Here is a 20922-nt window from a genome sequence, read left to right as displayed (position 1 = left end):
CATGAGCCGAATTTCCACACCCGATCAATATCAGGAACTGCGCGACGCCTTGCGTGACCTCTCGAAGGAGTACCCGGACGAGTACTGGCGCCGTATCGATCATGAGCGCGTCTATCCGGAGGCCTTCGTCGACGCACTGACGAAGGCCGGCTGGATGGCCGCGCTGATTCCGCAGGAGTATGGCGGTTCCGGCCTCGGGCTGACCGAGGCGTCCGTGATCATGGAGGAAATCAACCGCAACGGCGGCAACTCCGGGTTCTGCCATGGCCAGATGTACAACATGAATACGCTGCTGCGTAATGGCTCGGAAGCGCAAAAGCGCAAATACCTGCCGAAGATCGCGAGCGGAGAATTGCGTCTGCAATCGATGGCCGTGACCGAGCCGACCACCGGAACGGACACGACAAAGCTGAAGACCAACGCTGTAAAAAAAGACGGCCGCTATGTGGTCAACGGCCAGAAGGTGTGGATCTCACGCGTGCAGCACTCGGACATGATGATCCTGCTTGCACGTACCACGCCGTTGTCGGACGTGAAGAAGAAGTCGGATGGGCTGTCGTGTTTCCTCGTGGACCTGCATCAGGCGATCGGCAATGGCCTGACCGTGCGACCGATTCCGAACATGGTCAACCACGAAACGAACGAACTGTTCTTCGACAATCTGGAAATCCCGGAAGAGAACCTGATCGGCGAGGAAGGCAGGGGTTTCAGGTACATCCTCGACGGACTCAACGCCGAGCGCGCACTGATCGCCGCCGAGTGTATCGGCGACGGCTACTGGTTCGTCGATCGCGCATCGAAGTACGCGAGCGAGCGCATCGTGTTCGACCGACCGATCGGCATGAATCAGGGCATCCAGTTTCCGATTGCCGAGTCATACATCGACGTGCGCGCGGCCGACCTGATGCGCTACAAGGCCTGCGAACTGTTCGACAACCATCAGCCGTGCGGCGCGGAAGCGAACATGGCGAAGCATCTCGCGGCCACGGCTTCGTGGAAAGCCGCCAATGCCTGTCTGCAGACCCATGGCGGTTTCGGGTTCGCGTGCGAATACGACGTCGAACGCAAGTTCCGCGAAACGCGGCTCTATCAGGTGGCGCCGATTTCGACGAACCTGATTCTGTCCTATGTCGCCGAGCACGTGCTCGACCTGCCGCGTTCATTCTGAGCATTGGAGGGATCTCATGCGCTTCGAGACCATTCTGTACGACGTCAAGGACCGTATCGCGACGATCACGCTGAACCGTCCTGAACATATGAACACCTGGAACGATCAGGTGGCGACCGAGGTGTACGAGGCGATGCAGGCGGCGGGCTCGGATCAGGGCGTGCGGGTCATCGTTTTCACCGGCGCGGGCAAGGCGTTTTGCGCAGGCGGCGATATCCACAGCTTCGGCGGCGACCCGGCCGCGCTGATGACGAAGCTGCCGCGCCCGTTCGACATGCGCAAGCGCGCCGACTGGCAGACGCGCTGCTCGTACTATCCGGCCATCCCGAAGCCGGTGATCGCGATGCTCAACGGTGCGACCGTCGGCATCGGCCTGATTCACGCGCTCTTTTGCGACATCCGCTTTGCGTCGGAAGACGCCACCATCACGACGGCATTCGCGCGCCGTGGCCTGACCGCGGAATACGGCATGGCCTGGATACTCGCGCGTCACGTCGGCCAGGCGCACGCGCTCGACCTGCTGATGTCGGGACGCAAGATCAAGGGGCGTGAGGCCGAACGGATGGGACTCGTGAATCGGGCAATCCCGGCCGACAAGCTCGTCGAGGAGACCTATGCCTACGCGCGCGAAATGGCCGAGTACTGCTCGCCGCGCTCGATGCGCATCATGAAGGAGCAGGTCTGGGAGGTGCCGTTTCAGACGCCCCACGAGGCGGTGATGTACGCGGGACTGGACATGCCGATCGCCAACCAGTGCGATGACTACAAGGAAGGCATGGCTAGCTTCCTCGAAAAGCGCAAGCCCAACTTCACGGACCACTGAGCACACATAGGACTACCACCTCATGCTGAACTACGAAGTCGTCAAGAACTGGCCGATCGAAGATGTTACGCAGACGTACAGCGAGCGCGATGTGATGCTGTATTCGCTGGGTCTCGGCCTCGGCGGAGACCCGCTGGACACCGAACAGTTGCGCTACGTGTATGAAAAGGACCTGCAAGCGATGCCGACCTGCGCAGCCGCGTTCGCATGGCCGAAATCGTGGATGCGCGACCCGCGCACGGGCATCGACTATCTGAAGCTGGTGCATGGTGAGCAGGACGTGCGTTTCGTGCGCCCGATGCCGGTGGCGGCGACCATCGTCAGCAAGACGCGGGTGAGCCGTATCTCGGACAAGGGCGCGGGCAAAGGCGCGATCGTCGAACTCAAGCGCGACATCATCGACGCCTCGACGGGCGAACAGCTTGCCGAAGTCCGGCAGGTGTCGTTTCTGCGTGGCGACGGCGGATTCAGCGCCGGGTCGGGCGCGAGCGACTCGCCGCCCGAAGCGCTTCCGGCGGTGCCCGAGCGTGCGCCGGATGCGGAATATGTGTTCTCGACCGGTGCCCATGCCGCGTTGATCTACCGCCTTTCGGGTGATGCCAACCCGCTGCACGCGGACCCGGAGGTCGCGTCGAAGGCCGGCTTCAGCCGGCCCATTCTTCACGGCCTCGCGACCTACGGTATCGCGGGTTACGCGGCGATTCGCACGTTCGCGGGCAACGACGCATCGCGTTTGAAGCGACTCGCGTTGCGCCTGACTTCGCCGGTATATCCGGGCGAAGAAGTGCGCTTCCAGTTCTGGCGGGACAGTGACACGCGCCTGCATTTGCGGGCGCGCGTCGACGCACGCGACGCGGTGGTGCTGAACAACGGAATCGTGGAAATTGCCTGAAACCGCGCCTGGCAGCGCCGATGTGCTTGCCGGGCCGCGACTGGAGCCTGAAATGAAACGACCCCCATGCTCACTGTTGTTCGCGGCCCCCCGGGGAGGCTTCAGCCTCCCTTGGGGCGGCCCGGCGGGAGGCTGAAATGGACCTGAAAGAGAGCCCCGCCGACAAGGAATTTCGCGCCACGGTGCGCGAATTCGTAGCGACGCATTTGCCCGACGACATTCGCGAACGGGTGCTGAACTTCCGCCATGTGCCGCGCGAAGACTACGTGCGCTGGCAACGCATTCTTGCCGAGAAGGGATGGGGCGCACCTGCATGGCCCGCACAATTCGGCGGCGCCGCCTGGAATGCCGCGCAGCGCAACATTTTCGACGAGGAATGCTTTACCGCCGGCGCGCCGCGCCAGATGCCGTTCGGCCTTTCGATGGTCGGACCGGTGATTCAGAAGTTCGGCACCGACGCGCAGCGCGAACGGTTCCTGCCGCGCATCGTCTCGATGGAGGACTGGTGGTGTCAGGGCTACTCCGAGCCGGGCGCGGGTTCCGATCTGGCGTCGCTGAAGACGCGTGCGGACCGCGTCCAGCGCGACGGTCAATCGTTCTACGTGGTCAACGGCCAGAAGATCTGGACCTCGTTCGCCCAATGGGCTAACTGGATTTTCTGCCTGGTTCGCACGGACGGCAGCGGCCGCCCGCAGGAAGGCATCTCGTTCCTGCTGATCGATATGTCGACGCCCGGCATCACGGTCAGACCCATCCGCACGCTCGACGGCGGCCACGACGTCAACGAAGTGTTCTTCGACAACGTCGAAGTGCCGGTGAGCAATCTCGTCGGTGACGAGCATCGCGGCTGGTCGATCGCCAAGTACCTGCTCGGCCATGAGCGGACCAACATTGCCGGCCTCGGCAACTGCAAGCGTTTCATGCGTCGTCTGAAGGAGATTGCCAGCACCGAGCGCAAGCACGGCAAGCCGCTCATCGAGGACGTCCGCTTTCGCGATCGCATCGCCAAGGTGGAAATCGATTTGATCGCGCACGAATGGTCGCTACTGCGCGTCGTCTCGGCCGAAACCGCTGGACGTCCTATCGGACCGGAGGCTTCGGTGCTGAAAATCCGCGGTTCGGAGATTCAGCAGGAGCTTACGGAACTGATCATGGAATGCGCAGGCCCCTATGCGGTGCCCTTTGTAAGCGAGGCGCTGGAGGCGGACTGGCGCGGTGAAACCGCGAACGGCGAGCTGCTCAACGCGCTGGCCGCGCACTACCTGGACTGGCGCAAGATTTCGATCTACGGCGGTTCGACCGAAGTGCAGAAAAACATCATCGCCAAGCAGGCGCTCGGCATCTGAGGACACGCCATGGACTTCACGCTGGTTGAAGAGGAACAGATGCTGGCCGACGTGGTCGGCCGTTTCGTCGCAAAGGAATACGACTTCGAGGCGCGACGCTGTCTCGCCGCTACGCCCGAGGGCTGGTCGGCTGCGCACTGGACTACGCTGGCCGAAATGGGCGTACTGGCACTGAACGTGCCACAGGACCATGGCGGCCTTGGCGCCGGGCCGGTCGAGACGATGCTCGTGATGGAGGCCTTCGGCCGTGGGCTCGTACTGGAGCCGTTTGTTTCGACCGCCGTGATCGGCGCGAAGCTGATCGGGCGTGCGGGACATGAGGCGCGCAAGGCCGAGTTGCTGACCGGCATCACCGACGGCAGCCTGAAGACCGCGCTGGCGACGCTCGAACCCGGTGCGCGTTTCGATTTGTGGAACGTTGCAATGAGGGCCGAGCCAACGCGTGACGGGTTCATCCTGAATGGACGGAAGGGCGTGGTATTGCACGGCGACAGCGCGGACATTCTGCTGGTTTCGGCGCGTACCGCGGGCGAGCAGACCGATCAGCACGGCATCACACTGTTCGCCGTCGATGCGCGCGCGCCAGGCGTGAGCGTCAAAGGATTTCCGGCACTCGATGGCCAGCGTGTCGCCGAGGTGGTGCTCGACGACGTGCGCGTCGATGCAATGGCTGTCATCGGCGCGGTCGATCAGGGCTACCCGCTGCTCGAGTGGGCGGTCGATCAAGGCATTTTTGCGCTGTGCGCGGAAGCGGTCGGCGCGATGTCGCGTCTGAGCGAGCTGACCTTTGAATACCTGCGCACGAGAAAGCAGTTCGGTTCGCCGATCGGCAAATTCCAGGCGCTGCAGCATCGCGCCGCCGATATTTTGACCGCGGTAGAGCAGGCGAAATCGATCGTTTACTTTGCCGCCGCCAGACTCGGCGAGGACGACGATCTCGAAGCCCATCGTGCCGTTACAGCCGCCAAGGCGCTGATCGGGCGTAGTGCGCGCTTCGTGGCACAGCAAGCGGTACAACTGCACGGCGGGATGGGCATGACGGACGAGCTGGCGGTGGGGTGGTACGTGAAGCGGCTCACCTGCATCGATATGACCTGGGGAAACACCGAACACCATCTCGAACTGTACGGCGCGTTCCTGTAATCGCAGTTTGCCCGACGAGCAGAATGATCCCGACCGCCGATACCGGTCGATTCGAACAAAGGAGACAACAGATGTCAGTAGCTGCTCATGGCGCGGCTCCGGAGCTCGCTCCGATTCCCGCGCACGTATTGCCTGAACGTGTGTTCGACATCGATATCTACAATCCGCCGGGTGCCGAAGACGATTACCATCTGTCGCTCAAGCAGTTGCACGCCGAAGGCATTCCCGACATTCTGTGGACGCCGCGAAACGGCGGACACTGGATCGCGACGCGTGGCGATGACATCTATCACATCCTCAAGGACTATGAGAATTTCTCGTCGAAGCAGCTGACCGTGCCGCTCGTCGAGCATCAACCGTTGCCGCCGATCTTCTTCGATCCTCCGCAGCACACCGCCTATCGCGCGCTGATCGCGCCTGCGTTCATGCCGCAGGCAATCGGCAAGCTCGAGGAGAAGGCGCGCGAAATGGCGATCGAACTGATCGACGGCTTTTATCCGAAGGGCGAGGTGGAATTCGTATCGGGGTTTGCGCAGCACCTGCCGATCGGCATCTTCATGAACATGGTGGCGCTGCCAGCCGAGGATCGCGAGTACTTGCTCGGCCTCGCCGACAAGATGGTCCGCCCGGTCGATGCCAACGAGAAGCTCAAGGCGCTCGGTGCGATTTTTCAATACCTCGGCGTGAAGATTGCGGAACGCCGCGCGAATCCGGGCGACGATCTCATCAGCAAGATCGTCCATTCGAAGATCGACGGGCGCGCGCTCACCGACGAAGAAGTGCGCGGGCTTTGCGGTCTCGTGCTGATTGGCGGCCTCGACACGGTAGCATCGGCAATGGGTTTTATCGCGCGATTCCTCGCCGGCAGCCCGGCCCACCGCAAGCAGCTGATCGACAACCCCGAACTGACGCAGAAGGCGGTGGACGAGCTTCTGCGGCGCTTCCCGGTGGTCAATCAAGGCCGGCGGATCACACACGATTTCGAATACAAGGGCGTGCAGATGAAGGCGGGCGACATGATCATCATGCCGACCACGCTGCACGGTCTGGACGAGCGAAAGTTCGACGATCCGCTGAATGTCGATTTCACGCGGCCCACGCCGATTCATTCGACGTTCGGCAATGGCGCGCATCGTTGTCCCGGCTCGTTTCTTGCACGCGTGGAGTTGAAGGTTTTCCTTCAGGAATGGCTGAAGCGGATTCCCGATTTCCAGATCAAGCCTGGCGAGAAGGCGGGTGTCCACGGAGGTGTGAACGGCACGCTGTACCACTTGCCTCTTGTCTGGGACGTGGCCCGCTGAAGATCGGTCGCGATGGCCTGAGAAGGCCATTGTGACCATGTGCGTCTGTGGAAGGCTATCTGCGGCCCGGTGCGCCCGTCGTATTGCGCGCGCCTTGTTCTATGGAGACGCCTTACTCAACGCGCGCCAGACAACCTTCATGGCGTGACGGAACGAGTCGGCATCGAGTGTGTTCGTGTCGGCCCGGCGAAGATAGACGACGAGGCCCTGTAGATGTGAAAGGAGTAGGGCACCGCGCAGCGTACATTCTCGCGCCGCCAAGGTTGGGTTTATCTGTGCAATCAGTTCCGCCAGCAGAGCCTGAAAATCGGCAGTGGTTTTCGCCATCAAGGCATGCAAACCGGACTCGTGTTCCGCCAGGCTCCAGGATTCCAGAACAAAGGCGCTAACGCGCTTGCCGCCGGCCGCCGTCAGTACAGAGAACGCCTCGTCGACGATGACTTCCAGCCGGGCCTCCGGTGGCCGCCGTTTGTCTTCTGCGATCGTCCGATAGTGTTCGAAATAACGACTTGTAAATGCCTCGATTGTGGCCCGCAACAGTTCTTCGCGAGTGCTGAAATAGTGCTGCAAGGTCCTCAGCCGGATTCCTGCGTCGCTGGCAATGCGGCGTTGAGTGAACCCAGCGTTACCCTCAGATGCAAAGACCTCGATCGCCGCTTCGATGATGGCGGGCACACGGGTGGTTCTATTGCCTCGCCGTCTGGGCCCGTCTTCCGCCGTCTTGTCGAGATCTGCCGATGAGATAGTCAGGTCTTTCATCTGTTGTGCTCTCCTTGGCGTCTGCTGCCTGTCGCGCGCGTTGTCAGTCCCGGATGTGCAAAACTGCAGACCATTCCCCACCACGAGCATCGCTCGATCCTGGTCGGCTAGCGCGACTCTTTGATCTGATGATAGTCAGATGACCAATAAAAATTCGTCCGTCGACTAATTACTTCAGATGGCGTCTCATCCTTTTAATTGCAGCGTCACATATCGTACTCCACTGAAGCGTGGTCTTGTCCATACCAGCATTTCCCCTGGTGCCACTGGGCTTGATAATGGGTCGGCTGACCACTAGTATTTAGTCAAACGACACATTACGGCAGAAACAGATTTTTCTCGCAGCGTCGGAACCCGGAGCGGAGATGCGCAGGTGTCAGGCCGGGCCGGTTAAGGTCGCCAATTTTTGCGTTCGTGGCTGTGATTTGCCAGCGGCGCACACGGGGCGGTTGAAGGAGCAGGACATGAAGCTTGGAGAAAGTTCTTTGCGTTCGCTCATCGAAAAGTGGCTCGCGCCCACTGCGACCACCCCGGTGCATGTAACCCGATGTACTTTCGCAAATTCGAGTCAGACGAGGTGTGTGCTCGCGCGGTCGTCTGCCTCGGACAGCTCACTCGCGATATTCTTCTTTCGGCACGACGACGGCGCCTGGCGAGTGTTCCCACCTCCTCCCCGAAAACCAGAAATGCACTCCTGCCCAGGGGCTGGATAAGGAGTTTGTCTTGTCGCGATCCATGGCCAGGATATATGGATGCACTGCCAGGGAAACCGACCCAATCGCACACGTGTTTTCGGCTGCTTCAGCGATTCGTCTTCCTTTCGCGTTCGAAGTGACAGACGAAAGACTAGCTCGTCCCTGATCTGCGCCGCGTACCGGGCTCGAGCCGAACATCTCGGCTGCGTGCGGCTGTAGATCGATTGATGATCCGCTCTCGCGGGTTGCCAGGAAGCCACCATGGTTTGCATCGCCATTCCTCGCAGGCGAGGCGGATGCCTTGTCAATGCAAGCGTCGCCGGCATCTCGTTTGCGCGACGCGCTCGACACGCATTCAGCACCGATGCGTGCCTCAGTCAGGCGCGCATCGCTTCAAATTCATCACCGATCTCAAGCCCACGTTTACCCCGAATTTCGAACGGCGTTCGAAAAAATGCATCGCGTAGGGGTGGGCGAGCGTTGACAGTCGAGTTTCGAGCGTTTATCTTTGCGAACAGCATTCGTATTCTGGTGACGTGGTAGGAGGGATCTGAAACGCGATGCTGATGAGGTGGGGGAGGCCGGTTTCGCTTCATTGCTAAGTCTGCGGCCATCCAACGGCCTTGGCCTTTTCTGCGGCAGTTCGACAAAGACAAGAGGAGACGCATGAAACAGAAGAGTCTTAAGCCAAGGGCGATCAGCCTTGGCGTACACGCCGCCTGTATCGCTGCGGCATGCGGGTTGTGGAGCGCGAACGCCAATGCATTTCACTTCGATGTGCCGAACCCGGACATCGACATGCAATGGGACAACACGTTGCGCGCGGACTACGGCATCCGGCTGCAGAACCCGGACCAGTTCTACACCAGCAGTCCGACGTACGATGAAGGCAATCTGTCGACGCCGAAGTTCAGTACGATCCAGGCGATGCTGAACCTCTACAGCGAGTTCGATTTCAAATACAAGGAAACATCCGGCTTCCGCATCAGCATGGACGCGTGGTACGACCCGACGTTCAAGAACCACAATACGAGCAACCCCGCGTTCCCGCCGAACTATCCGAACAACGAGTACACGAGCTACATCAAGAAGTTCTACCAGGGGCCGAGCGCGGAACTGCGTGATGCGTTCGTGTTCAACACGTTTGACCTCGGTGGTCACTCTGTAAACGTCAAGCTCGGCCGGACGGCGATTACCTGGGGGCAGTCGGCGTTCGCTACGCTGGGTGGTGCGAACTCGGTGGCGATCGGTCAACAGCCGCTCGACCTGATGAAGCTGACGCAGAGCCCGAGCGCATCGCTGAAGGAAATCGTGTTGCCGACGGCTCAGGCAGCCGTGACGGCGAACATTACCGACACGATTTCTCTCGGGGCACAGTACACGTTCGAATGGAATCACGACCGGCTGCCTGAAGGCGGCACATATTTCGGGGGTGCAGACCCGATTCTCTACGGACCGCCGATCGCCAGCTACGAAACCATTCCGGGGCTAGGCACGTTCGGGATTCCGCGCATCGCGCCGACCAAAGGTCAGATGGGCGACATCGGCCTGAACGGCAAGTGGCGCGTCGATTCGCTCGCAACGACCTATGAATTCACGTACCGCCACTTCGCCATGAAGATGCCATGGGCGGCGGTGCTGCTCCCGGGTGCCGGGCCGCAACTTTTCCCTGGCTTCAACCTGCCCGGTGTTACGGCGAAGTACGGCAACAACGTGAACCTGATCGGCGCTGGCTTCAACAGCGCGATCGGTAACGCGGCAGTGGCGGGCGAGCTGTCGTATCGTTGGAACATGCCGCTTACCGCCGTCAACACGACGACGGTCAACGACGCGCCGACGGGTCGCACGCTGCACGGTCTGCTGAACGTCACGCAGTCGATCGGCAAGACGCCGTTGTGGGACAACATGTTCCTGCAGGCTGAATTCGCGTTCAACCAGCTGCTCAGCGTGCAACATAACGCGGGGAACTTTGCCAATTCCAGCTACGACACTACCGGCCAATGCTCGGCGTCGGGGAACAATGCCTTCAACAACTGCTCGACGCGCTTCTGGGCCGGAATCGGCATTGGCGCGAGCCCGCAGTGGTATCAGGTGTTCCCGGGGGTCGATCTGACGATGCCACTGTTCGTCAATCTGAATCTGAAGGGTTACTCGTCCGTCATCACGCCGGCGGCCGAAGCACAAGGGCAGAACACGTTCGTGGTCGGGCTTGATTTCACCATTTACAACAAGCACCAGGTGAACGTGACCTACACGTATTACATGAACAAGAAGGGGTACTCAACGGCGGGAGCCGCGACGGCACTCGGCGCACCGTATAGCGACAAGTCGTGGATCGGCATCACCTATCAGACAACGTTTTGATGATGGAGGCACCTGTGAAAAGACTCCCAAAGCTTCTTAAGGCGCTGGCGATACTCGCCGCAGTTTGGGCTTCACCCTATACGCTGGCAATCGAGAGCGGGATTACCCCGTTCGGAGCGGAAATTGCCGGCAACAAGGACGGCACGATTCCCGCGTACACGGGCGGCATCAAGGACTTCCCGGCCGGCTTCAAGGCCGACTCCGGGAAATGGGCGGACCCGTTTGCCAATGAAAAACCCGTTCTGCAAATCACGGCTCAGAACTATCAGCAATACGCCGACAAGCTGAGCGCCGCTTCGATCGAACTGTTCAAGCGCTATCCGACTTACCGGATGGACATCTACCCGACGCACCGCTCCGTTGCGTATCCGGATTGGTACCTCGAGAACTCGGAAAAGAACGCGCAAAGCGCCAAGCTCGAAAAGAACGGCCTTTATATTTCGGGCGCGTTCGGCGGTAAGCCGTTCCCGGTCCCGAAGAACGGTCAGGAAGCGTTGTGGAACTGGGAGATGCATTATGTCGGCACGGCCCAGAAAAACAACGTGAAGACGTGGCTCGTCGATTCGAGAGGCACGCCGATTCTTGCTGCACAGTTCAAGAGTTCGCTGCTCTATCCGTATTTCGAGCCTAAGTACGAAGCGGAGTTTCGCAAGAAGGGTCCCCTTGCAATCTGGTATCAGGTCTATAACGACTACGCGGCACCGTCCCGTCTGATCGGCGAGACGACGCTCTTCTGGTACTTCACGGATTCGGCCGACCACGATCAGCAATCCTGGGCATACAACCCGGGCCAACGCCGCGTGCGCGTGGCGCCCGATCTCGCCTACGACACGCCGAACCCCGGCTATTCCGGCGCGATCACGATGGACGATATCCAGCTGTTCTACGGGAAGATCGACCGCTGGGACGCGAAGCTGGTCGGAAAGAAGGAAATGTACATTCCGTACAACGACTACAAGCAGCAGTACGAGACGCCTGCAAGCAAGATCCTCACGCCGAATTTCGTGAATCCGGATCATGTGCGCTGGGAACTGCACCGCGTGTGGGTCGTGGATCTGACGCTCAAGCAGGGTGCGCGTCATATCTACAGCAAGAAGACGCTGTATTTCGACGAGGACGGCGGCGGCGGAATGATGGACGCGTATGACCAGTCGGGCAAGCTCTATCGCGCCGGTTTCCAGACCACGGTCCCCGCGTATGACTACAAGGTGCCGTATGCGATGGGCAACTGGTTCTACGACTTCAACAGCGGCATCTATATTTTTGGCAGCCATCCGGCGGAGTCGCCGGGGATCATGTTCAACGTGAACTTCCCGAGCGACTACTTCACGCCGGAGCGTATGCAATCTGCGGGTGTGCGCTAATTGCGCGCCGAGCTGAAGATAAGGTATTGAGTGATGCGTCCCGCCCGGCTTGCCTGGCGGGACGTCTCACCAGCAGTGGCTGGATCGAGTCGCGCGCATCGAAAGTTGTGTTGTTGCTTTTGGTATTGGATCAATCTGGAAAGTGATGGAGACAGTTTTGAAGAAGCACCGGCTGTTGATTAACGCGTTCGCGCTTGCTGCAGCAATCTGCGCCGCGCCGATGTCGAATGCGATCGAAAACGGGATCACGCCTTTCGGGGCGGAAATTGCCGGGAACAAGGATGGGACGATCCCCGCCTACACAGGGGGCATCACACAGTTTCCGACGGGATTCAAGGCGGATTCTGGCAAATGGGAAGACCCGTTCCCGGGTGAGAAGGCAGTGCTGCAAATCACTAGCCAGAACTATCAGCAATACGCGGACAAGCTGAGCGCGAGTTCGATCGAGCTTTTCAAGCGTTATCCGACCTATCGGATGGACATCTATCCGACGCATCGCTCGGTGTCGTATCCGGACTGGTATCTCGAGAATTCGGAAAAGAACGCGCAGAACGCGAAGCTCGAAAAGAATGGCCTGTTCGTTTCCGGGGCGTTCGGCGGCAAGCCGTTCCCGGTGCCGAAGAACGGTCAGGAAGCGTTGTGGAACTGGGAACTGCGCTACGTGGGTACGGCCCAGCGCAATAACGTGAAGACGTGGCTGGTTGATTCGAGAGGCACGCCGATCCTCGCCGCGCAATTCAAGAGCTCACTGTACTACCCGTATTTCGATCTCAAACAGGAAGGCGAATTCAGGAAGAAGGGCGGTCTCGCCATCTGGCAATACATCAACAACGATTTCGTTGCGCCGGCGCGAATGATCGGTGACACCACGCTCTACTGGTTCTTCACCGACACCGCCGATCACAACCAGCAATCGTGGGAATACAGCCCCGGTCAGCGCCGCGTGCGCGTGGCGCCTGACCTTGCCTACGACACGCCGAACCCCGGCTATTCCGGCGCGATCACGATGGACGACATCCAGTTGTTCTACGGACGCATCGATCGCTGGGACGCGAAGCTCGTCGGCAAGAAAGAGATGTACATCCCGTACAACGATTACAGGCAACAGTACGAAACACCGGCGAGCAAGATCCTCACGCCGCATTTCGTCAGCCCGGATCACGTGCGCTGGGAACTGCACCGCGTGTGGGTCGTCGAGTTGACGCTGAAGCAGGGCTCGCGTCACGTGTATGGCAAAAAGACGCTCTATTTCGACGAGGATGGTGGCGGCGGAATGATGGATGCCTATGACCAGTCGGGCAAGCTGTATCGCGGTGGCTTCGAGACCACGGCGCCTGCCTACGACTACAAGGTGCCGTATTCGCTGGGCAACTGGTTCTACGACTTCAACAGCGGCATCTATATCTTTGGCAGCCATCCGGCGGAGTCGCCGGGGATCATGTTCAACACGAGCTTCACGAAGGACTTCTTTACGCCTGAGCATATGCAGTCGACCGGCATTCGATAGCCGATACAGGTGCAAGGAAGAGCGCAGTACGTGCGCCATGCCGGGGATCGCATGGCGCACAGAGAAGTTTCATAAAAATCCAGGACTGTTCGCGTGACCAATCGCCAGTTACTGTGAAGGAGACACGATGCGCAATACCCTGTTTCGTTGGCTGGCACTCGTCGCGGCGGCATGCGCCGTCAGCGCGCCGGTCCATGCCGAATTCGCCGATCCGATGCGTTCGCCGGCCGTGATCAACCCGCAGGCCGTGCATGAACCGCTGATCGCGTTGGCCCAGGCCGGGCAGCGTCTGGTCGCGGTAGGCCCGCGCGGTGCGATTCTGGTTTCGGACGACATGGCCATGCACTGGCGCCAGGTCCAGGTGCCGGTGAGTTCGGACCTGGTCGCTGTCACGTTCAAGTCGGCCGCGCTCGGCTGGGCGGTCGGACACGACGGCGAGGTGCTCCACACCACCGACGGCGGCAATACCTGGACGCGGCAGCTCGACGGCCAGCAGGCGGCGAAGCTGATGAGCGCCTACTACGCGAAGCAGCAGGGCGATTCACCCGATTTGAAGGCGTCGCGCGAGGAGGCAGAGCGCTTCGAAGCAGACCAGGGGGGACGTCCTTTCCTCGACGTCTGGTTTGATGATGAGCGTTCGGGCTGGGTCATCGGCTCGTTCAACATCATTTTTCACACCGACGACGGCGGCAAGAGCTGGGTGCCCTGGTTCGATCGCGTCGACAATCCCAACGCGTTGAACCTGCATGCGATGCGCCGTATCAACGGGACGCTTTATATCGTGGGCGAACAGGGGCTGTTGCTCAAGCTCGATTCGGACAAGCAGCGTTTCGTCGCGGTGCCTACGCCCTCGAAGGGTAGCCTCTTCGGTCTCGCTTCCACGGGCAACGCGATGATCGTCTACGGTCTGCTCGGCAACGCTTATCGCTCCATCGACAGCGGCGCGAGCTGGGACAAAGTCACGCTGCCCACCGGCGCGAGCATCCTGGCTTCGGCCGAACTGGCTAACGGTCACCTTCTTCTCGCGACCCAGGCGGGGGAACTGCTCGAGAGCGCCGACCAGGGGGCAACGTTTCATAAACGTGGCGCGAGCCAGCCGGGCGGCATCTTCGCGATGACGCTGCGCGGCGACACCGCGGTGCTGGCTGGCGCGGCCGGCCTGTCGCGGATCACATTGTCGAAGTCGAACTAAAAGGGAGCAGACATGGCTGGCCGCAACAATGCCCAATTCGACAAGATGCCCGTTGTGGCGGATCTTGCCCAGTTCGATTCACGTTCAGGCAACGCGCTTGAACGGTTGATCTTCAACCGCCGTCCCTGGCTCATCTTCATCTGCGCGATCATCACGGCGGTGCTGGGGTTTCAGGCGCTGCGTCTCGACGTGAATGCGAGCTTCGAGAAGATGATTCCGCTGTCGCATCCGTACATCAAGAACTATCTCGCCAACAAGGCGGACCTTAAAGGGCTCGGCAATTCGCTGCGGATCGTCGTCGAGAATCCCTCGGGCGACATTTACGATCCGAAGTATCTTGCCGCGCTGCGACGCGTCAATGATGCGCTGTTCCTGATTCCGGGCGTCGACCGCCCTGGCGTGAAGTCAATCTGGATGCCGATCGTACGCTGGAACGTGGTTACGGAGAGTGGCTTCGCGGGCGGCCCGGTGATGCCGGACGGCTTCGACGCGTCCGCGCAGGCCATCGCACAGCTGCGCACGAACATAGCGCGCGCAAACATCGTCGGCAGCATCGTGTCGAATGATCAGCATTCGAGCATGATCCAGTTGCCCCTGCTCGATCACTATGCCGATACCGGCAAGGCGCTCGACTACGCGAAGCTCTCGCATCAGATCGACGAGGTCATCAAGAACGAGGGCCACGGCGAGGTGCGTGTGCACGTGGTGGGCTTCGCGAAGTTGATCGGCGACCTGATCGACGGTCTCAAGCTGGTGGCGATGTACTTCGGTGTGGCCGCGGCGATCGCGCTCGGCGTTATCTTTCTGTACACGCGCTGCTATCGCAGCACGCTGCTGGTGGTGGCGTGCTCGTTGATTGCGGTGGTGTGGCAACTCGGCATCATTCGCTCGCTCGGCTACGTGCTCGATCCCTATTCGGTGCTGGTGCCGTTCCTCGTTTTCGCCATCGGCGTATCGCATGGCGCACAGAAGATGAACGGGATCACGCAGGACATCGGGCGTGGCACACATCGCTACGTGGCGGCACGCTACACGTTCCGGCGGCTCTTCCTCGCCGGTCTCACGGCGTTGCTCGCGGACGTGGTTGGCTTCGCGGTGCTGATGGTCATCGACATTCCGGTGATTAAGGATCTGGCGCTCACGGCGAGCGTCGGTGTGGGCGTGCTCGTGTTCACCAATCTGCTGCTGCTGCCGGTACTGCTCTCATACATTGGCGTGAGTCCGTCGGCGGCACGACGCAGCGTGCGCGGCGAACAGAACGACGCGCGTGGCACCTCGTCGGCAGGCGCGCTGTGGAATCTGCTCGACCGCTTCACCGAACGCCGCTGGGCCGTGGGTGCGATCGTTTGCGCGGCGGCACTGACGGCGTTCGGCTGGTCGATCAGTCAGCATCTGCAGATCGGCGACCTCGATTCGGGCGCGCCGGAGCTTCGTCCGGACTCGCGCTACAACCTCGACAACGCTTTCGTCAATGCGCATTTCGGCCTGTCGAGCGATCTTTTCGTCGTGGTTGGCAAGTCGTCGCACGGCACTTGCGACGCCAACAATTTCCCGCTCGTTCTGGAGGCTGACCGGCTCGAAGCCACACTGCGCAACGTGCCGGGCGTGCAGACGACGACTTCGGTTGGCGGCCTCGCGCGCTGGATGACGGCGGGTTTCTACGAGGGCTACCCGAAGTGGTACACGATCGACCGCGTGCCTTCGATCGTTAACAAGACGGTGTGGCAGATCCTGCTCGATCATCCGGATCTACTGAGCCAAACTTGCGGCACGGCGCCCGTCATCGCGTATCTGACCGATCACAAAGCGGCGACGCTCTCGCGTGTCATGGAGGCGGCGGAGGCATTCGCGAAAGAACATAGCGACGCGGACCACCAGTTCCTGATGGTTGCAGGCTCGGCCGGTATCGATGCAGTGACGAACGTGGTGGTCGCAAAAGCAAACCGCACCATGCTGTTCATGGTGTATGCGGCGGTGATCCTGCTGTGCTTCATCACGTTCCGCAGCTGGCGCGCGGTCGTGGTGGCCGTCGTGCCGCTCGGAATCACTTCGGTGCTATGCGAGGCGCTGATGGTCAAGCTCGGCATCGGCGTGAAGGTGGCGACGCTGCCGGTGATCGCGCTGGGCGTGGGGATTGGCGTCGACTATGCGCTCTATCTGCTGAGCGTGCAGCTCGCGTATCAGCGCGCGGGGCAGCCGCTACGCGTGGCTTATCGTCATGCGGTGCAGTTCACGGGCAAGGTCGTGGCGCTGGTCGGTGTGACGCTGGCTGCCGGCGTTGTGACGTGGGCGTTCTCACCGATCAAGTTCCAGGCAGACATGGGCATCCTGCTGACGTTCATGTTCCTGTGGAACATGATCGGTGCGCTGATCCTGATCCCGGCGCTGTCGCATTTCCTGCTGCAAGGTATTTCGCGCAAGGCGGTGGCGAAGGGCGTGGCGGCTGGTTCGGCGAACGTCGAAGCTTGTAGCGGCGAGGTGACGCTGCGCTAGCGAGTATGTGGCGGTGCCGCGCGCCGCGCGCGGCACCGCCTCGCGGTGCAAAAAGGTTGGCCCGCTATCTCCGGCGATTGCGGGCCATTTTGTCTTCGAGTCAATCGGCGCGTTACGTTGAGCGCTTGTCGCTTTAGTTGCGCTATGGCCGCTCGGCCCTACACCACCGACATCGAAAAGCTCAGGATCTCCGAGACCCCGCCATCGACCATCAGCATTTGCCCGTTCATGTAGGAGCTCGCCTCGGACGCGAGAAACACGGCGACGCCGCCAAGTTCCTCGGGGTTCCCCCAGCGGCCAACGGAGATATGCGAGCGCACGATCTCCTTCATTTGCGGATTCGACGTGACGGGCTCGGCCATATCCGTGAGGAAGTAGCCGGGGCAGATGCCGTTGCAGCGAATGCCGTGCCGACCCAGCTCTGCACCGAGCGATTTCGTGAGTCCGGCAACAGCGTGCTTGCTGGCCACGTACGCTTGGAGCTTCTCACGGCCGAGCACCGACACATAGACCCGACGTTGATGATGCGTCCGTGTCCGCGTTCGATCATCGGGCGCGCCACTTCCTGCGCGAGCAGGTATGCGGCCGTGACGTTGGTATCCATCGTTCTTTGCCACATGTCGACGGTCGACTGGAGAAAATCGCTCCACTCGCAAATGCCCGCGTTGTTGAGCAGTACGTCGATGCGGCCATGGCGCGCGAGGACGTTGCGAACGCCGTTCCGGATGGCGTTCTGATCGGTGAGGTCGAACGGTTCGATATCGACGTCGCCGCCTGTTTTGCGAATCGATTCCGCGGCGGCTTCGAGGCTCGTACGCGAACGCGCGCAGAGGATGACGGTCGCACCAGCCGACGCCAACGCCGACGCCATGGCAAAGCCGAGACCGCGCGATGCGCCAGTGACGAGCGCGATTTGTCCTTCCAGCGAAAAGAGTTTCATTGTCTGACTCCGTGGATGATGCGAACGCCGATTACTGGTGGCGAATGACGATCTTGCCGAAATGCTTCTGGCTTTCGAGGTGCCGAAGCGCATCCGGTACATGCGTAAAGTCATAAACCGAGTCGATCACCGGCCGCAGCTCGTGCAATGCGATTGCGCGGTTCATCGATTCGAAATCCTGGCGGGAGCCGACGCGGATCGGTGCGATCGACAGTCCGCGCGTGAAGAATCCCTCGCCGGGAGAAGGGGCACCCGTCAGCAGCCCGACGACGCTGATTCGGCCTCCGTCCCGTGTGCAGGCAACCGACTTGCCGAACGTTTGAGCCCCGCCCACCTCGACGACGAGATCGACCCCACGGCCATCGGTCAGGTGTAGCACGGCGTCTTCCCAATTGAGCGTGTCGCGGTAGTTGATCGTCGCGTCTGCGCCAAGTTCGGCAAGGCGTTTGAGTTTCGATTCGCTCGACGAAGTGGCGATCACGCGGGCGCCGAAAAGACGCGCCAACTGCAAAGCGAAGATCGATACGCCGCCGGAACCTTGCACGAGGACGGTTTGGCCCGGCAGCAGGGGCGCATGCTGACACAGTGCGTTCCATGCGGTGACCGCGGCGCAAGGCAGCGTTGCGGCTTCTTCGTCGGAAAGGTGCTCGGGGACACCGATCAGTTCTTCCTGACTGAGTACGACTTTGTCGCGAAGCATCCCTTCGACGATAGCGCCGCGGCCAAGAGTGTCTGCGTGTTGGGGGCGCGCTCCGCCGTGCCAGTACTCCGCGAAATTGGCCATCACCCGGTCGCCGGCTTTGAAGCGCCGCACGCCAGGGCCGACCGCGAGCACGACGCCCGCGCCGTCTGAAGCCGGAATGAAGTTCGGCGCCATCCAGTCGCGAAACGCTCCGTTCATCAGCATCAACTCGCGGAAATTCAGCGAACTCGCCTTGACCTGGACCAATACCTGATGAGCGCCGGGTGGTGCCGGATCGGGTTCCTCGCATAACGCCAGTCCCGCAATGCCTTCGAAACGCTCGCATCGATAGAGCTTCATTTGTCGTCTCCTTGGTGTTGAACGAGGGCGTCGAAATGATCGACAAGTGACGCTTTCCTCATTCTTCTCGTTGACAGCTACAAAAAGAACGGTTCAGAATATAGAACATTGTTCAACAAAGCGTTCGGAGCGTCAAATTGAAGATACTGGTCGCGGTGAAGCGCGTGATCGACTACAACGTGAAACCTCGGGTCAAGTCCGACGGCTCGGGCGTCGATCTGGCCAACGTAAAAATGGCCATGAACCCATTCGACGAGATCGCGGTGGAGGAGGCGGTGCGCCTCAAGGAAGCAGGCGTTGCGAGTGAAGTCGTCGTGGTATCGGCGGGCACAGCGCAATCCCAGGAGGTATTGCGTACGGCACTCGCGATGGGGGCGGATCGCGCGGTGCTAGTGGAGAGCGATGCGGATCTGCAGCCCCTCGCGGTCGCAAAGCTGCTGGCCGCCGTCGCCGCGCGGGAAAACCCGCAACTGGTCTTGCTCGGCAAACAGGCCATCGACAACGACGCTGGCCAAACCGGGCAGAAACTCGCCGCATTGCTCGGCTGGCCGCAAGCAACGTTTGCGTTCAAGACGGAAGTGGATGGTCAGCAACTGCTCGTTACGCGTGAGATCGACGGCGGCCTCGAACGCGTCGCGCTCGATCTGCCCGCAGTGATCACGACGGATCTGCGCCTGAACAGTCCCCGCTACGTGACGCTACCCAACATCATGAAAGCGAAGAAGAAGCCTCTGGATACGCTGAATCCTGATGCGCTGGGCGTTGATGTCGCACCGCGTCTGAAGGTTCTCGAAGTGACCGAGCCGCCAGCGCGCAAGGGCGGCGTGATGGTTCCTGATGTTGCTGCGCTGATTGAAAAGCTTCGAAACGAAGCAAAGGTGATCTGATCATGACTATTCTCGTTATCGCCGAGCACGACAACGTAACCCTCAAGCGCGCCACGCTCAACGCCATCACGGCAGCGGGCGCAGTGGGTGGCGACATTCATGTGCTGGTGGCGGGCCACGGCGCGTCGGCCGTCATAGCGCAAGCTGCGAACGTCGCCGGCGTCGCCGAAGTCCTCGTCGCGGAAGCACCCGAATACGCGCACGGATTGCCGGAAAACCTCGCCGCACTCGTCGTCTCGCTGGCCCGCGCTTATACCCATGTGATCGCAGCGTCCACGGCGGTGGGCAAAAACTTCATGCCCCGTGTGGCTGCGCTGCTCGACAGCGCGCAGATTTCGGATGTCGTTGCGTTCAAGGCTTCCGATGTTTTCGTGCGCCCGATCTACGCCGGCAATGCACTCGCAACGGTGCAATCGTCCGACCCGATCAAGGTCATCACCATTCGGCCGACCGCGTTCGATGCAGCAGCCCCCGGTTCGACCACCGCGCCGTCGCGCGCTGTTGCATCAGCGCCGGCTTTCGATAAGGCCCGTTTTGTCGGGCAGGAACTCACGAAATCGAGCCGGCCGGAGCTTGCGGCGGCAAACATCGTGGTGTCGGGCGGCCGCGGCATGCAGAACGGCGACAACTTCAAGCTGCTCGACGCGCTTGCGGACAAGCTTGGCGCGGCCGTCGGCGCGTCGCGTGCGGCGGTCGACGCCGGCTTCGTGCCGAACGACTATCAGGTCGGTCAGACGGGCAAGATCGTCGCGCCTCAGTTGTATATCGCGGTGGGCATCTCGGGAGCGATTCAGCACCTCGCCGGCATGAAGGATTCGAAGGTCATCGTCGCGATCAATAAAGACGCAGAGGCACCGATCTTTCAGGTGGCCGACTACGGTCTCAGCGCGGACCTCTTCGAAGCTGTTCCGGCGCTGACTGCCGCGCTCGATTGACGTTCGCCCGGATTGACAGCAATCCGGGCGTCAGCCTAGCATCTGAACGCCGTTCACAACAATTGCACCGG

16 protein-coding genes and 1 pseudogene are annotated in these 20922 nt (G+C 60.9%); 13 read left to right on the top strand and 4 right to left on the bottom strand.

The features are described 5' to 3' along the window. Window position 1 precedes the first annotated feature (1 nt). The 6 genes from GCT19_RS06140 to GCT19_RS06115 all read left to right on the top strand — a co-directional run bounded on the left by GCT19_RS06140 (window position 2) and on the right by GCT19_RS06115 (window position 6673). Window positions 2–1168 carry an acyl-CoA dehydrogenase family protein gene (locus tag GCT19_RS06140; RefSeq protein WP_018436064.1) on the top strand — a complete coding sequence of 389 codons (1167 nt, stop codon included), beginning with the start codon at window positions 2–4 and terminating at the stop codon, window positions 1166–1168. Between the two features lie 16 nt (window positions 1169–1184). Further along, window positions 1185–1991: an enoyl-CoA hydratase gene (locus GCT19_RS06135; RefSeq protein WP_018436065.1), complete on the top strand. Its 807-nt coding sequence runs from the start codon at window positions 1185–1187 to the stop codon at window positions 1989–1991. 22 nt (window positions 1992–2013) lie between these two features. Next, a complete protein-coding gene (locus GCT19_RS06130) occupies window positions 2014–2883 on the top strand; it encodes a MaoC/PaaZ C-terminal domain-containing protein (RefSeq protein WP_018436066.1) in 870 nt (289 codons plus the stop codon). A gap of 137 nt (window positions 2884–3020) precedes the next feature. Further along, window positions 3021–4229, top strand: coding sequence for an acyl-CoA dehydrogenase family protein (locus GCT19_RS06125; protein ID WP_152851330.1), 1209 nt, complete (start codon window positions 3021–3023; stop codon window positions 4227–4229). A gap of 9 nt (window positions 4230–4238) precedes the next feature. Continuing rightward, complete coding sequence (locus GCT19_RS06120) at window positions 4239–5372, top strand: acyl-CoA dehydrogenase family protein (protein WP_152851329.1); 1134 nt, start codon at window positions 4239–4241, stop codon at window positions 5370–5372. A 71-nt stretch (window positions 5373–5443) separates the two neighbouring features. Further along, window positions 5444–6673 (top strand): cytochrome P450, encoded by a 1230-nt coding sequence (locus GCT19_RS06115; RefSeq protein WP_018436069.1) that lies wholly within the window; start codon window positions 5444–5446, stop codon window positions 6671–6673. A 99-nt stretch (window positions 6674–6772) separates the two neighbouring features. On the opposite strand, the gene GCT19_RS06110 is transcribed toward GCT19_RS06115, so the two are convergent. Then, complete coding sequence (locus GCT19_RS06110; RefSeq protein ID WP_152851328.1) at window positions 6773–7432, bottom strand: TetR/AcrR family transcriptional regulator; 660 nt, start codon at window positions 7430–7432, stop codon at window positions 6773–6775. A gap of 1361 nt (window positions 7433–8793) precedes the next feature. Here GCT19_RS06110 and GCT19_RS06100 point away from each other — a divergent pair. The 5 genes from GCT19_RS06100 to GCT19_RS06080 all read left to right on the top strand — a co-directional run bounded on the left by GCT19_RS06100 (window position 8794) and on the right by GCT19_RS06080 (window position 17047). Beyond that, window positions 8794–10491, top strand: a complete 1698-nt coding sequence (locus GCT19_RS06100) for a DUF1302 domain-containing protein (RefSeq protein WP_227717716.1) — start codon at window positions 8794–8796, stop codon at window positions 10489–10491. Between the two features lie 14 nt (window positions 10492–10505). Beyond that, window positions 10506–11855, top strand: coding sequence for a DUF1329 domain-containing protein (locus GCT19_RS06095; protein WP_321576764.1), 1350 nt, complete (start codon window positions 10506–10508; stop codon window positions 11853–11855). Between the two features lie 145 nt (window positions 11856–12000). Beyond that, window positions 12001–13362: a DUF1329 domain-containing protein gene (locus GCT19_RS06090; protein WP_184246544.1), complete on the top strand. Its 1362-nt coding sequence runs from the start codon at window positions 12001–12003 to the stop codon at window positions 13360–13362. A 127-nt stretch (window positions 13363–13489) separates the two neighbouring features. Continuing rightward, window positions 13490–14554, top strand: a complete 1065-nt coding sequence (locus GCT19_RS06085) for a WD40/YVTN/BNR-like repeat-containing protein (RefSeq protein ID WP_152851326.1) — start codon at window positions 13490–13492, stop codon at window positions 14552–14554. Window positions 14555–14566: 12 nt separating this feature from the next. Further along, entirely contained in the window at window positions 14567–17047 is a 2481-nt protein-coding gene (locus tag GCT19_RS06080; RefSeq protein WP_152851325.1) for an efflux RND transporter permease subunit, read from the top strand. A 158-nt stretch (window positions 17048–17205) separates the two neighbouring features. Here the strand turns inward: GCT19_RS06080 and GCT19_RS44610 are convergent, their stop codons facing one another. The 3 genes and pseudogenes from GCT19_RS44610 to GCT19_RS06070 form a co-directional block, all read right to left on the bottom strand. After that, entirely contained in the window at window positions 17206–17517 is a 312-nt protein-coding gene (locus GCT19_RS44610) for an SDR family oxidoreductase (protein WP_321576763.1), read from the bottom strand. Window positions 17518–17606: 89 nt separating this feature from the next. Further along, window positions 17607–17918: pseudogene (locus GCT19_RS44340) on the bottom strand (SDR family NAD(P)-dependent oxidoreductase); the annotation flags it as partial. A gap of 100 nt (window positions 17919–18018) precedes the next feature. Further along, entirely contained in the window at window positions 18019–19029 is a 1011-nt protein-coding gene (locus GCT19_RS06070) for a zinc-dependent alcohol dehydrogenase family protein (RefSeq protein ID WP_152851324.1), read from the bottom strand. 137 nt (window positions 19030–19166) lie between these two features. Here GCT19_RS06070 and GCT19_RS06065 point away from each other — a divergent pair, with 137 nt between their 5' ends. Both GCT19_RS06065 and GCT19_RS06060 read left to right on the top strand, forming a co-directional pair. Beyond that, window positions 19167–19916: an electron transfer flavoprotein subunit beta/FixA family protein gene (locus tag GCT19_RS06065; RefSeq protein WP_152851323.1), complete on the top strand. Its 750-nt coding sequence runs from the start codon at window positions 19167–19169 to the stop codon at window positions 19914–19916. A 2-nt stretch (window positions 19917–19918) separates the two neighbouring features. Continuing rightward, entirely contained in the window at window positions 19919–20851 is a 933-nt protein-coding gene (locus GCT19_RS06060; protein ID WP_152851322.1) for an electron transfer flavoprotein subunit alpha/FixB family protein, read from the top strand. Window positions 20852–20922 lie beyond the last annotated feature (71 nt).

The organism is Paraburkholderia atlantica (genome assembly GCF_009362785.1).
Lineage (GTDB): Bacteria > Pseudomonadota > Gammaproteobacteria > Burkholderiales > Burkholderiaceae > Paraburkholderia > Paraburkholderia atlantica.
Note: the sequence above shows the minus strand (reverse complement) of the source record. Positions and strands in the feature narration are given on the sequence as shown.